Source organism: Pseudarthrobacter sp. YAF2 (assembly GCF_052113345.1).
GTDB lineage: Bacteria > Actinomycetota > Actinomycetes > Actinomycetales > Micrococcaceae > Arthrobacter.
Window position 1 is genome coordinate 146,070 of the sequence record NZ_JBFRDA010000014.1, and the last position, 12,465, is coordinate 158,534.

The following is a 12,465-nucleotide window of genomic DNA, read 5'->3' on the forward strand; positions in this document are numbered from 1 at the left end:
TGGCTAGCGCCAGGTCCCCACGCCGATAACCGGACCGGCTTCGAGCCACGAGGAAAGACCCGTATAGGCGTCGAACTTCATGGCCAGGTGGAGGTCCTGTCCCTCGTAGCGGAGTTCGACGATTACCACGTCCGGCTGAACCTTCACGGCTTCGGCTTCAGTGGGCTTGCGCCGGCCCAGGAGCTCCAGCGAACTGCGCTTGAAGGTGTACTTCGGCCGGACGCTCAGGGAGATCAACCGGAACCACTCGAGGTCATTGTCCTGATAACGACAAACCCCCATTTGCCAGCTGTTACCAGCAACGCAAATGGAGGCGTCCACCGTGCCGAGGGCACGCCGCAAGTTGAAGCGGCGCACCCCCGAAAGGCACAGTGCAAAAATCAGCAATCCGAACACGATTGCCAGTGCGATGAACGAAATACCCGGCGCGTCCATCAAGGTCGTGCTAGCGGATCCCAGCGGTAGCCGAGCCGCCCAGCTGGGCGTTGTCAGCAACGATGACCACGCGGTTGTTGTCCACGGAGAAGAACCCACCGTCAACATCTACCGCGATGCGGTCCCCTGACACTGGCTGGATGGCCAGTTCACCTTCGGCCAGGATCGCCAGCAGGGGCGAGTGGCCGGGCAGGATTCCGATTTCACCATCGCTGGTGCGGGCCTTGACCATCTTGGCCGCTCCGGACCACACGAAGTGGTCCGCTGCGACAATCTCAACCTCAAGCTCAGCCATATTACTTGGTCTGTTCCTGGATCTTGGCCCACTGGCGCTCAACGTCATCGAGGCCACCGACGTTGAAGAACGCTTGCTCCGCGATGTGGTCGAGTTCGCCGTCGCAGATCGCCGAGAAGCCTTCGACGGTGTCCTTGATGGACACCGTGGAGCCCTCGACGCCGGTGAACTGCTTGGCGGTGTAGGTGTTCTGCGAGAGGAACTGCTGGATGCGGCGTGCACGCGACACGACGATCTTGTCTTCTTCGGAGAGCTCATCGACACCGAGGATGGCGATGATGTCCTGGAGTTCCTTGTTCTTCTGCAGGATCTGCTTCACGCGGACAGCCGTGTTGTAGTGGTCCTTGCCGATGTACTGGGGATCCAGGATTCGGGACGTGGACGTCAGCGGGTCAACGGCCGGGTACAGGCCACGGGAGGCGATTTCACGGGAAAGTTCCGTGGTCGCATCCAGGTGGGCGAAGGTCGTGGCCGGAGCCGGGTCGGTGTAGTCATCTGCGGGAACGTAGATGGCCTGCATCGAGGTGATGGAGTGGCCCTTGGTGGACGTGATGCGCTCCTGGAGGAGGCCCATCTCATCGGCAAGGTTGGGCTGGTAGCCCACGGCCGAAGGCATGCGGCCCAGAAGGGTCGACACCTCGGAGCCGGCCTGGGTGAAGCGGAAGATATTGTCGATGAAGAGCAGCACGTCCTGGTTCTGCACATCGCGGAAGTACTCCGCCATGGTCAGCGCGGACAGGGCCACGCGCAGACGCGTTCCCGGCGGCTCATCCATCTGGCCGAATACAAGGGCGGTGTCCTTGAGGACGCCTGCCTCTTCCATTTCAACCCAGAGGTCGTTGCCCTCACGGGTACGCTCGCCAACACCGGCGAACACGGAAGTACCACCGAAGTTGCGGGCAACACGGGTGATCATTTCCTGGATCAGAACGGTCTTGCCCACGCCGGCGCCGCCGAAGAGGCCGATCTTTCCACCCTTGATGTACGGGGTGAGGAGGTCGATGACCTTGATGCCGGTCTCCAGCATCTCGGTGGAGCCCTCAAGCGAGGCGAAGTTCGGGGCCTTGCGGTGGATCGGCCAGCGTTCGGTGATGTCCAGTTCCGACTCCGCAACGTCCAGGGGCTGGCCCAGGACGTTGAAGATGTGGCCCTTGACGCCGTCGCCGACGGGCACGGAAATGGGGGCACCGGTGTCCACTACGTTGGTGCCGCGGACCAGGCCGTCGGTCGCCTGCAGCGAGATCGCGCGGATGAGGTTGTCGCCGAGGTGCAGCGCAACTTCGAACGTGATGGTCTTGGTGACACCGTTGAGGGTGATCTCGGTGGTGAGGGCGTTATAAATCGACGGGATTGCGTCAGCCGGGAATTCGACGTCGACAACCGGGCCGATTACGCGCGCAATACGGCCGGTTGCACCGGACGTTGCGGCTACGTGTTCGGTAGCAGTGGCAGTCATCTCTCTCACTTCATTCAGTAGATGGCGTGGGGTTAAGTTTATCTGTGGTGGTGCTGGTTACACGGCACCGAGGCGGTGCAGGCTACGACGCTAGGGCGTCGGCACCGGCAACAATCTCGGAGAGTTCCTGCGTAATTTCGGCCTGGCGGGCCGTGTTGCGCAGACGCGTGTACTTCTTGATCAGGTCCGTTGCGTTGTCGCCTGCGGACTTCATCGCCCGCTGGCGGGCTGCAAGCTCGGAAGCTGCTGCCTGCAACATGGCTGCGAAGATACGGGATTCGATGTAGCGAGGCAGCAGGGCGTCAAGGACACGCTCCGCTTCCGGTTCGAACTCGTACAGCGGCAGGAGATCCGATTCAGATTCAGCCTGCTCTTCCACTACTTCAAGCGGGAGCAGGCGGATGACCGTCGGCTCCTGGGTGACCATGGACTTGAAGCGGGTGTAGACAACATGGATCTCGTCCACGCCGCCCTCTTCGAAGTCGGTCGCGAATTCTGCCAGCAACGCTGCGCCGATTTCACGGGCAGTAGCGAACTCGGGTGCGTCGGTTCCCCCGGTCCAGACCCGCGCGTACTCGCGGTTCCGGAAATCGAAGTAGGCCTGGGCCTTGCGGCCCACGACATAGGTCTTGACTTCCTTGCCTTCGGCCCGGAGCAGCTCGTTGAGACCTTCCGCCTGCTTGAGGACGCTGGCCGAGTACGAACCTGCCAGGCCGCGGTCCGAGGTGATTACCAGGACGGCGGCGCGGCGGATCTGCTCCGGCTCAGTGGTCAGCGGGTGGTCGATTTCGCTTTGGCTGGCGACAGCAGAAACGGCGCGCGTGATCGCGTTCGCGTAAGGCAGTGAAGCTGCTACGCGCGCACGGGCCTTCCCGATGCGCGAGGTAGCGATCAGTTCCATCGCCTTGAAGATCTTGCGCATCGACGTGGTCGAGCTGATCTTCTGGCGGTAGACCCGGATCTGGGCTCCCATACTTATCCTTTCCTAACATTCCGTCGCCGGGTGTGCCRGACCTTTGCGGTCCGGCACACCCGGCGGTGCGGAACTAGCGCTTCTGCTTGACGATCTTTTCCTGGTCGACTTCGCCCTCGGAGATAGCGTCATGCTCCTCGTGGCCGGCGCCTACCAGGTGGTTGTCACCTTGGCCGAAGAAGCCCTTCTTGAAGTCCACGATCGAGGACTTCAGAGCTACAACGGTGTCGTCGTCCAGGACGTTGGTCTGTGCCAGCGTGGTCAGGATCGAGGACTTGTGGCGCAAGTGCTCCAGGAACTCAGCCTCGAACCGGCTGATGTCCTCAACCGGAACGTCATCCAGGTAGCCGTTGGTTCCGGCCCAGATGGAGACAACCTGGTCCTCAACCGGGAACGGAGAGTACTGGCCCTGCTTCAGCAGTTCCATCAGGCGCGCACCACGGGTCAGCTGTTGGCGGGATGCAGCGTCCAGGTCCGATGCGAACATGGCGAATGCCTGCATGTCGCGGTACTGGGCCAGGTCCAGCTTCAAAGTACCGGAGACCTTCTTCATGGACTTGACCTGGGCGGCGCCGCCAACGCGGGACACCGACACACCAACGTCGACGGCAGGCCGCTGGTTGGCGTTGAAGAGGTCCGACTGGAGGAAGATCTGGCCGTCAGTAATGGAGATGACGTTGGTCGGGATGTAGGCGGACACATCGTTCGCCTTGGTCTCGATCAACGGCAGGCCCGTCATGGAGCCGGCACCGAGCTCGTCGGAGAGCTTCGCGCAACGCTCCAGCAGGCGGGAGTGCAGGTAGAAGACGTCGCCCGGGTAGGCTTCGCGTCCCGGCGGCCGGCGCAGCAGAAGTGACACTGCACGGTAGGCCTCGGCCTGCTTGGACAGGTCATCGAACACAATGAGGACGTGCTTGCCGCCGTACATCCAGTGCTGGCCGATGGCTGAACCGGCATACGGTGCCAGGTATTTGAAGCCTGCAGGGTCGGATGCGGGAGAAGCCACGATGGTGGTGTACTCCAGCGCGCCGTTGTCTTCGAGGGTCTGCCGGATGGCAGCAATCGTGGACGCCTTCTGGCCGATGGCGACGTAGATGCAGCGGACCTGCTTGGTGACATCGCCGGAAGCCCAGTTGGCCTTCTGGTTGATGATGGTGTCGATCGCGATGGCCGACTTGCCGGTCTGGCGGTCACCAATGATCAGCTGGCGCTGGCCGCGGCCGATCGGGATCATCGCGTCGATGGCCTTCAGCCCGGTCTGCATCGGCTCGTGGACGGACTTGCGCTGGGTCACGCCGGGAGCCTGGAGCTCCAGGGCACGGGTGGTCTCCGCCTTGATTTCGCCGAGGTCGTCGATGGGCATGCCCAGCGGGTCGACAACGCGGCCGAGGAAGGCGTCGCCAACGGGAACGGACAGAACCTGTCCGGTCCGGTGGACTTCCTGGCCTTCCTCGATGCCGGTGAAGTCACCGAGGATGATGACGCCGATCTCGCGCACGTCAAGGTTCTGGGCCAGGCCCAGGGTGCCGTCTTCAAAGCGAAGCAGCTCGTTCGCCATGACCGAGGGAAGGCCCTCAACACGGGCGATGCCGTCACCTGCGGTTGTTACACGGCCAACCTCTACGCGCTCTGCGTTTCCGGGTTCGTAGGACGCCGCGAACTCGTTCAACGCATTACGGACGTCGTCGGCGTTGATGGTCAATTCGGCCATCTGCAGTCCCTGCTCTCCTGTTTGTGATCACCGCACACGGTGACCGGGGTTTCTATCAGTTTGGTTGTGCTTGTCCGGCTAGCCGGCCAGCTGGCGTTGCAGCTCGCCCAGCTTGGTAACGACCGAAGCGTCAAGCACTTCGTCACCAATCTGGACGCGGATGCCGCCAATGAGTGCCGGGTCAACATTGAGGTTGACCTTCAGTTCCCGCCCGTACATGGCGTTCAGGCCAGCCTGCAGGCGGGCAAGCTGTGTCTGCGTCAAAGGACGGGTCACGCTGACCGTTGCAATCCAGCGCTGCTGCCGCTTGGCCGCCAGTTCAGCGAACCGCTGCACCAGCCGGGTCGGCTTAATGCCGCGGGGCTGGGTCACGGCCTGGGCAATGAGGACTTTCGCTTCCTCACTGGCCCCTGGCACAAGCCTCTCGGCAAGTACAACCTTCGCTGCACTGCTGGCCTGTGGTTCGGACAGAGCACGTTGTAACTCGTGGCTGGAGGCAACAGCCTGGTTGAAGGAAAACAGATCGTTTTCCAATTCTTCCAGGCCAGTGATTCCGGAGGCAGAAACGGCCGACTTGTTTTCAGCAACGGAAATGACCACCGTTGCGGCAAGAGTCTCGAGTGCATCGCCGATGTCGCGCGCCGATGCCCAACGTGAGCTGGCCAGTCCGCCCGCGATCTCAGCCGCATCAGCGGAGACTTTTCCGCCAACCAGCTGCCTGACCAACGCCGATTTCTCGTCGCCGCTGCGGGAAGGGTCAGTCAGGGCACGGCGCAAACCAGCCGAGCTGTCCACCATTTCCAGAATTCCGAAGAGTTCCTTTGCCAGCTGCAGCGACGCCGTGGGAAGCTTCGCTTCCAGGGCGGCCAGGGCTTTCGCCAGCGATTCGCTCGATACGCCTGCCATTACTTAGCCGCACCTGCGTTCTGGGACTCCAGATCTGCCAGGAAGCGGTCCACAACCCGTGCCGCCCGGGCGTCGTCGTCGAGGGCTTCGCCCACGATGCGCCCCGCCAGGGTAGTGGCCAGGGTGCCTACCTCCGCACGCAGGGACACAACGGCCGCCTGGCGCTCGGATTCGATCTGTGCGTGGGCCTGCGCGGTGATGCGGGCAGACTCTGCTGCCGCCTTCTCCTTAAGATCCGCGAGGATCTGGGCACCTTCGGCGCGGGCTTCCTCACGGATGCGGTTTGCTTCGGTGCGGGCGTCGGTCAGCTGCTGCTTGTACTCTTCGAGTGCAGCAGACGCCTCAGCCTGGGCCTTTTCAGCCTTGGCGATGCCGCCTTCAATGGCCTCGGCACGCTCGGCGAAGGTCTTCTCGAACATCGGGACAACGTACTTGACCACGATGAAAAAGAGGATGGCAAAGCCAACGAAGACAACCAGCATTTCCCAGCCATTGGGAACAAGGGGGTTGACGTCGCCCTCAGCGGCGGCTGAGATGATCAGCTGATGCATATTTCACCCGTCCTTTATCTACTCGGTTCTGAATGTTCGCTGAAGTTCTAAGGGTTTACTTGAGAACGAAAGCGAAGACCAGGCCCAGGATGGCGAGTGCTTCGGTCAGCGCCAGGCCAAGGAATGCGATGGGCTGCAGGACGCGCTGGGCTTCCGGCTGGCGTGCAACGCCGTTGATGTAGGCAGCGAACACGAGACCCACACCGATACCACCGCCGATAGCCGAGAGGCCATAGCCGATGAGGTTGAGGGAGCCGTTGATGGAGCCTTCCATTTTTTTTCCTTTCAAGATGCCGCTTGTGCGGCAGGTTGTTTGGGTTGCTTCATCCCCGCGAGGGGAATTCTGTGGTGTGCCGTCAGGGCGTTGGCGCCCCGGAGGCGTGCCTAGTGGGCGTCGGCGTGGAGTGCGCCTTCGATGTAGATCGCGGTCAGCAGCGTGAAGACGTACGCCTGCAGAACCATGATCAAGGCTTCAAGCATGTACATTGCGATGGCGCCCGCCAGGACCAGGACCGACGTTCCTTTCAGCAGGAAGTTCTCCTGCATGATCAGGTATTCGATTCCGGAGCCGGCGATCATCACGATGAGGTGGCCGGCGAGCATGGTCGCGAACAGACGGAGGCTGTGCGTGACGGGCCGGACCGCAAAGTTGGAAATGATCTCGATCGGGATGACGATCGGCAGGATGTACCACGGAACACCGGAGGGGACGGTGGCCAGCTTGAAGTAGCGAAGGCCGTTCTTCTTGACGCCGATGGAGATCCACGTAATGTAGACCAGCCCAGCCAGAACGTAGGCTCCACCCACGTGCGAGAACGTGGGGAGCTGGAACACCGGGATGGCGCCGTAGATGTTGTTGACAAGGATGAAGAAGAACAGGCTGAACAGCAGCGGGACGTACTTCATGAAGTCCCTGCCGCCGATGATGTCCTTGGCGATTCCGTTGCGGACGAAGCCGTAGGCGGCCTCGCCGGCGAACTGGAGCTTGCCGGGTACCAACTGCTGCTTCCGTGCGGCCAGCACGAAGAAGACCGCGATAAAGACGACAGAGAGGAGGACCAGCAGCATCTGCTTGGAAAATCCTTCTGCGGCACCCCACGGCAGGATTGCCGGCAAATGCATTTCGTTAATACCAGGAGGAGTAAACTCTCCTGAATCTTGGGCCGGGAGCGCAAGCGCGATCAACGCGTTTCCTCTCTGCAGTGTCCATCATTGGGCGTTGGGCGGGGTCCGGCAGCCTGACAGCCTGCTATTCCCCCTGTGAAATTATTTGGCATTAGTGTTGCCGTCCTGGGACGGCCCGCTGGCAGCATGGCGATCACCAGCGTTTGTGCGAGAACTGGTAAGGCCATGCATATGGGAAAGGTAAAAACCTCCGACGGCTCCAAGCAGAGCGCCTGCGAGCACGATCCAGCGCGTTCCCCACACGTAATCCAGTCCCCACCCTATCAAACTCCAGACGATGATTCCGCCAATGATGTAGCTGAACACAGCCATTCCAGCGTTGTAACCGCCGTCCGTCGAAGCCTCGGAATCAACGGGCGCGGGGCCGCTCGATCGGCGCTTGGCGTTTGCGGCAGCGTCGGATTTCTTCTGGTTACGCATCGGTGGTTCCCTTCTCTTCTGGATCGTTATAGATCTGGAGGCGGGCTTTGCCGAAGCCGTGGATCTCGGCGGCCTGCCAAAGCACGACGGCGACCACGGCACCGATGACGAACCAGCGGCCGTGAAGCCACGCCGGAGCCCCGACAATGAACAGGACGACCGCGAAGCCAACCACTTTGATGAAGTAGGTGGCCACGAACACGCCAATCGCGCCGGACGGATTGCGGCGTCCCACGAAGTGGCCAATCAGCAGGCTGATTCCGAAGAACAGCATCACCAGCAGGCCGCCGAGGAAACTGGACACTGCCCCGCTTGCTCCGTTGAGGAGGGCGGCAGGAACAGCGCACAGCGCAAGCCCGGCCGTGGCGGCAATCGAACTGCGCTTGAGCAGGTTCAGCCAGAGGGAGCGGGTGGGACCCGAAGAGCCAACGTGTCCGTTGCCGGACGCAGGTCCGGACGCGGCGTTGGAGGTCATTCGATCCCAATCGTCGGCGCCCCATGGCTGAACGCCAGGAGGCAAAGGGTGGAGGAACAGCTTGGGCTGCCCCTAAATTCTACACGAGATAGAACATGGCTAGGTCACCGGCAGCCGTGTGACTTTGGACCTGCGCCGCCGCCGCCCGATCAGGTCCGGGCTGGCCAGGTACAGGGCGAGAACCAGGACGGTGCCGGCTACGCACAGGGCCACTACTGGCAACGACGCGGTCGCGGCGACGAAGCCGAGGATGATGACGGCGACCGTGCAAGCAGTGACGGCAGCGGCCGACTGCAGGTGCGAGAAGCCAACGTCCGTGAGCCGCTGATAGACGTGCTCGCGGTGGGATGCGTACCAGCGTTCGCCCGCCTTGATCCGGCGAAGCAGTGTGTAACCGGTGTCCGCTGCATACACCAGGATGGGCGAGAGGACATACTCCACGTAGACACCGCCGAGGAACCCCGCCACCGCAAGGGCGGCCACCGATGCCCCCAGCATGTAGCTGCCGACGTCGCCCAGGAAGACCGAGCCCCGGCCCAGGTTCCATGGCAGGAACCCGAGGAAGGACATTGCAAGCACGGCCCCGCCGGCCGTGAGCCACGGTTGTTCCGTCAGCGTGCCGGCCAGCGCGTAGGCCCCGCCGGCGGTCACCCCGTGGAGGCCTGAGATGCCGTTGACGCCGTCCATGAAGTTGGCAATGTTGACGTACGCGGCGATCGCCAGCGCGGCGAGCGGCAGCCACCAGAAGGACTGGCCCGTCAGCACGATCAGGACCACGGAGCCGGCGGCGCCGATACCGAGCTGGGCAGCTGCTCGTCCGCGGATGGACAGGCCGCGCAGGTCCTCGATCCAGCCGACGACGGCGCAGGCCAGGATGATTGCCAGGACGACCCCGGACACGGACCGGTCAACGGTGACGACGCCCAGCAGCACAGCCGCCGCGTACCCGATCACGGTGGCGAGGGCGGCAGCGACCCCCATGCCACGGATGGTGGCTTTGACGTGCGATGAACGGGCGGACGGAACGTCCACCACCCCCATCCGCACCAGCCACGGCTTCACCGCGAACGGGAGAAGGAGGCTCGCCAGCAGGGTTGCCACTGCCACCAATAGCAGCGGCGTCATGACGCAACCCTGATGGCGCCCGCGTCGTCGGCCTCGTCGTCGGGAATGTCACTGATGCTGACGCCCTGTTCCGCTTCACAGCGGGCCAGCCAGACATTGAGGTCGAGCTTGTCCGGATCCTGCTCGGTTGCGCGGGTGTGTGAAATTTTGGGGTGCAGCGGGCGTTGGTCCAGTTCGCCGGTGCCCACCAGTTCCTCATGCAGCTTCTCCCCCGGCCGCAGTCCGGTGTAGATGATCTCCACGTCCTTGCCGGACATGGCGATCATGCGTTGTGCCACGTCGAGGATCCTGACCGGTTCGCCCATGTCCAGGATCAGGACATCGCCGCCGGCACCGATCGCACCGGCTTGGATGACCAGCTGGCAGGCCTCGGGAATGGTCATGAAGAACCGCGTCACATCGGGGTCGGTGACGGTGACGGGACCGCCGACGCGGATCTGTTCGGTGAAGAGCGGCAGCATGGAGCCGCGGCTGCCCATGACGTTTCCGAAGCGGACGGAGACGAACTTCCGCTGCGTCTGCCCGGCCATCCAGGCGGTCAGCTTTTCGGCAACCCGCTTGGAGTGGCCAAGGGCGGTAGTGGGGTTGGCGGCTTTGTCGGTGGAAATGTTGACGAAGTGCGAGACGCCTGACCGGCGGGCAGCGCGCAGCACGTTCAGCGTGCCGCACACGTTCGTCTTCCAGGCCTCGACGGGGTACTGCTGGAGCAACGGCGCATGCTTGAGTGCTGCCGCGTGGAACACCACTTCCGGCCGCCGGTCGGCAAAGATCTCCTGGAGGGCATCGCCGTCGCGAATGTTGGCCAGCACGGTGTCGCGGCCGGCCAGCAGGCCGCGGCCGGTGATGGAGATCTGGGTCTGCTGCAGCCCTGTTTCGTCGTGGTCCAGCATGATCAGTTCCGCGGGATCGAACTGTACGATCTGACGGCAGAGTTCGGAGCCGATGGATCCGCCGGCGCCGGTCACCAGCACCCGCTTGCCGGTAATGTAACCGGCAATCTCGTCAACCTTGATGTCCACCGGCCGCCGGCCGATCAGGTCTTCAACCGCCACATCGCGGAAATCCGAGAACCCTGCGGGTGCGCCGCTGCCGAGCATGTCCCGCAGCGGTGGCAGGACCAGGACGCGGACGTTGAGTCCGGCCACGGCGTCGGAGATGCGGCGCACCAGGCCGGCCTCGACGTTGGCGAAGGCCACCACCAGGACGGTCGCCCGGGTTCGCCGGATGATGGCGGGCAGGTCATCTCCGCGGCCCTGCACCTGGACACCGGAGAGGCGCAGGTGCTTTTTGGCGGGGTCGTCATCCACCAGGCCCACGGGGAAGTAGGGCGAGTCCGGATCCTGCAGCATCCGGGTCACCAGGGAGTTGCCCAGGAAACCCGCGCCGTAGACCAGGGTGTTTTGCGCCCCGTCCCCGGGCCGGGTCTTGCTTTCGGCGTAGAGCCGCTTGGCGTAACGGGCGGCGCCCATGAACAGGCAGGCGAACGGGAACGCGATCAGTCCGACGCTGCGGCCGATGTTGATGGCCTCGTAGAGCACCAGCAGGCTGGCCGTGATGGAGGCGGCCACGATAACCGTGACGAACACCAGTGCCCTGGCTTCCTGGAAGCTGCCGAATGGATAGCGGCCCCGGTACAAGGCGAGCGAGTAGCCTGCCAGCATCTGGATGACGACGGCGATGGCGGCGATGGCGAAGGCACCGGCGAATTGCTCCACCCGGATGCCCATCTCGTAGCGCAGCAGCAGCGCCAGGACGATGGCCACGACCCACGACATGGAGTCGAGGAAGATCTGGATCCAGATCCAGAGGGCGGGCTTCTCGTCCCGTACTGCGGCAGGTGCGCGCGTTTCAGATTTTGTACTCAACAGAAGATGCAACCGACTTCCACTACCACGGCGGCCAGCGCCTTTTTCAAAATGCCCCGCCGCAAAAACCGTCGGACGGCGCCGGGACCTAGAACGATACTAATCTCTTCGGCTTCCACTTCCCGGATGCGCGGGCACCGGAGGCATGGGTTTCCACCCGGTGTCCGCGAGGATCGTGCGTGATTCGCGCCATCCGCGCCACAGCGCGCCGGCTCCCTTGAGGGTGCGTTCCACCAGGACCAGCCGGGCCATTTCCTTGAGGAAGGTCAGCGCGGTCCCGGCCGCGAAGCCTGCCCGGTTGTACTTGCCGTACGCCTTCAGGTACTGCGCAACGTGTCCGCGGTTGCGCATCACGTAGCGGCGGCTGAGGTCGGAGGAATCATTGAGGTGGCGCAGTCCCAGGTCCACCTGCCGCTGGGCACGGACCTTCTTGATGACGAAGGCGTTCACGTACACCACCGGGGTCCGCTGTGCGGCGAGCCAGCCGTAGATGAGGTCGTCCCAGGTGATGAAAAAGCGCGGGTCCGGCAGTCCGATGTCCCGGGCCACCGAGGCCGTGACCAGCATGCCCTCGAAATTTCCCACGTTGGTGCCGAACACGTCCGCATGCTTGAACACGTCCCGCGACACCGGCAGGAAGATGCCCAGCGATTCCACGAAATGGTGCTGCCAAAAGAAGGGCTTGCCGTTGGCGTCGTACCGGCGTCCGATCATGCAGGAGTAGTCGGCGGCGAATTTGTCCAGGGCGTCCACGGCGCCGGGGAGGACCTCGACGTCGTCGTCCATCAGCCACAGCCACTCGGCACCCGCCTCCAGCGCCAGTTCGACGCCGCGGGAAAATCCGCCGGCGCCACCCACGTTCCGGTCCAGCCTCTCGTACCGGATGGGAGGTCCGCCGGCGGACATTGCCTGCGCCACGACGTCGGCGGTGTGGTCCGTGCTGGCGTTGTCCACCACCAGGACCTGCGCGGGAGCGCTGCCCGGCCCGGTGAAAGAGTGAAGCAGGTTGCGCAGGAAGTCGGCCCGGTTATACGTGACGACGACGGCGTACAGGTTGTCCACGAGCGG

Annotated in this window: 14 protein-coding genes; all 14 read right to left on the bottom strand. The window is 63.3% G+C overall.

The annotated features are described in order from the left end of the window. Window positions 1-3: 3 nt before the first annotated feature. On the bottom strand, window positions 4-435 hold the full coding sequence (locus tag AB4Y79_RS15470; protein WP_109045054.1) for a DUF2550 domain-containing protein: 432 nt from the start codon (window positions 433-435) through the stop codon (window positions 4-6). A 10-nt stretch (window positions 436-445) separates the two neighbouring features. Beyond that, window positions 446-730, bottom strand: coding sequence for a F0F1 ATP synthase subunit epsilon (locus AB4Y79_RS15475; RefSeq protein WP_018760117.1), 285 nt, complete (start codon window positions 728-730; stop codon window positions 446-448). Window position 731: 1 nt separating this feature from the next. Further along, window positions 732-2,186: a F0F1 ATP synthase subunit beta gene (gene atpD / locus AB4Y79_RS15480; protein ID WP_441863497.1), complete on the bottom strand. Its 1,455-nt coding sequence runs from the start codon at window positions 2,184-2,186 to the stop codon at window positions 732-734. 82 nt (window positions 2,187-2,268) lie between these two features. After that, window positions 2,269-3,159, bottom strand: coding sequence for a F0F1 ATP synthase subunit gamma (locus tag AB4Y79_RS15485; RefSeq protein ID WP_308930579.1), 891 nt, complete (start codon window positions 3,157-3,159; stop codon window positions 2,269-2,271). A gap of 73 nt (window positions 3,160-3,232) precedes the next feature. Next, window positions 3,233-4,870, bottom strand: coding sequence for a F0F1 ATP synthase subunit alpha (atpA, locus tag AB4Y79_RS15490; RefSeq protein WP_441863500.1), 1,638 nt, complete (start codon window positions 4,868-4,870; stop codon window positions 3,233-3,235). 78 nt (window positions 4,871-4,948) lie between these two features. Then, window positions 4,949-5,776, bottom strand: a complete 828-nt coding sequence (locus tag AB4Y79_RS15495) for a F0F1 ATP synthase subunit delta (protein WP_441863503.1) — start codon at window positions 5,774-5,776, stop codon at window positions 4,949-4,951. Beyond that, a complete protein-coding gene (locus AB4Y79_RS15500; RefSeq protein ID WP_308930576.1) occupies window positions 5,776-6,327 on the bottom strand; it encodes a F0F1 ATP synthase subunit B in 552 nt (183 codons plus the stop codon). Before AB4Y79_RS15500 ends, AB4Y79_RS15495 begins: the two co-directional genes overlap by 1 nt. A 55-nt stretch (window positions 6,328-6,382) precedes the next feature. Then, window positions 6,383-6,601 carry an ATP synthase F0 subunit C gene (gene atpE / locus AB4Y79_RS15505; protein ID WP_003804776.1) on the bottom strand — a complete coding sequence of 73 codons (219 nt, stop codon included), beginning with the start codon at window positions 6,599-6,601 and terminating at the stop codon, window positions 6,383-6,385. 110 nt (window positions 6,602-6,711) lie between these two features. Beyond that, window positions 6,712-7,512 carry a F0F1 ATP synthase subunit A gene (atpB, locus tag AB4Y79_RS15510; RefSeq protein ID WP_441863508.1) on the bottom strand — a complete coding sequence of 267 codons (801 nt, stop codon included), beginning with the start codon at window positions 7,510-7,512 and terminating at the stop codon, window positions 6,712-6,714. 81 nt (window positions 7,513-7,593) lie between these two features. Continuing rightward, window positions 7,594-7,932: an AtpZ/AtpI family protein gene (locus AB4Y79_RS15515; RefSeq protein WP_441863511.1), complete on the bottom strand. Its 339-nt coding sequence runs from the start codon at window positions 7,930-7,932 to the stop codon at window positions 7,594-7,596. Continuing rightward, a complete protein-coding gene (locus AB4Y79_RS15520; protein WP_441863514.1) occupies window positions 7,925-8,407 on the bottom strand; it encodes a hypothetical protein in 483 nt (160 codons plus the stop codon). Before AB4Y79_RS15520 ends, AB4Y79_RS15515 begins: the two co-directional genes overlap by 8 nt. A 99-nt stretch (window positions 8,408-8,506) precedes the next feature. Further along, window positions 8,507-9,532 carry an MraY family glycosyltransferase gene (locus AB4Y79_RS15525; RefSeq protein ID WP_441863517.1) on the bottom strand — a complete coding sequence of 342 codons (1,026 nt, stop codon included), beginning with the start codon at window positions 9,530-9,532 and terminating at the stop codon, window positions 8,507-8,509. Then, entirely contained in the window at window positions 9,529-11,397 is a 1,869-nt protein-coding gene (locus AB4Y79_RS15530) for a polysaccharide biosynthesis protein (RefSeq protein ID WP_441863520.1), read from the bottom strand. The genes AB4Y79_RS15525 and AB4Y79_RS15530 overlap by 4 nt, the downstream gene beginning before the upstream one ends. Before the next feature lie 99 nt (window positions 11,398-11,496). Continuing rightward, window positions 11,497-12,459 carry a glycosyltransferase gene (locus tag AB4Y79_RS15535; RefSeq protein ID WP_441863523.1) on the bottom strand — a complete coding sequence of 321 codons (963 nt, stop codon included), beginning with the start codon at window positions 12,457-12,459 and terminating at the stop codon, window positions 11,497-11,499. Window positions 12,460-12,465 lie beyond the last annotated feature (6 nt).

What these genes read in the sequence shown, in the direction of transcription:
- AB4Y79_RS15470 (WP_109045054.1), bottom strand. Translation starts at nt 435, where the DNA reads ATGGACGCGCCGGGTATTTCGTTCATCGCACTGGCAATCGTGTTCGGA.
- AB4Y79_RS15475 (WP_018760117.1), bottom strand. Translation starts at nt 730, where the DNA reads ATGGCTGAGCTTGAGGTTGAGATTGTCGCAGCGGACCACTTCGTGTGG.
- atpD (WP_441863497.1), bottom strand. Translation starts at nt 2,186, where the DNA reads ATGACTGCCACTGCTACCGAACACGTAGCCGCAACGTCCGGTGCAACC.
- AB4Y79_RS15485 (WP_308930579.1), bottom strand. Translation starts at nt 3,159, where the DNA reads ATGGGAGCCCAGATCCGGGTCTACCGCCAGAAGATCAGCTCGACCACG.
- atpA (WP_441863500.1), bottom strand. Translation starts at nt 4,870, where the DNA reads ATGGCCGAATTGACCATCAACGCCGACGACGTCCGTAATGCGTTGAAC.
- AB4Y79_RS15495 (WP_441863503.1), bottom strand. Translation starts at nt 5,776, where the DNA reads ATGGCAGGCGTATCGAGCGAATCGCTGGCGAAAGCCCTGGCCGCCCTG.
- AB4Y79_RS15500 (WP_308930576.1), bottom strand. Translation starts at nt 6,327, where the DNA reads ATGCATCAGCTGATCATCTCAGCCGCCGCTGAGGGCGACGTCAACCCC.
- atpE (WP_003804776.1), bottom strand. Translation starts at nt 6,601, where the DNA reads ATGGAAGGCTCCATCAACGGCTCCCTCAACCTCATCGGCTATGGCCTC.
- AB4Y79_RS15515 (WP_441863511.1), bottom strand. Translation starts at nt 7,932, where the DNA reads ATGCGTAACCAGAAGAAATCCGACGCTGCCGCAAACGCCAAGCGCCGA.
- AB4Y79_RS15520 (WP_441863514.1), bottom strand. Translation starts at nt 8,407, where the DNA reads ATGACCTCCAACGCCGCGTCCGGACCTGCGTCCGGCAACGGACACGTT.
- AB4Y79_RS15525 (WP_441863517.1), bottom strand. Translation starts at nt 9,532, where the DNA reads ATGACGCCGCTGCTATTGGTGGCAGTGGCAACCCTGCTGGCGAGCCTC.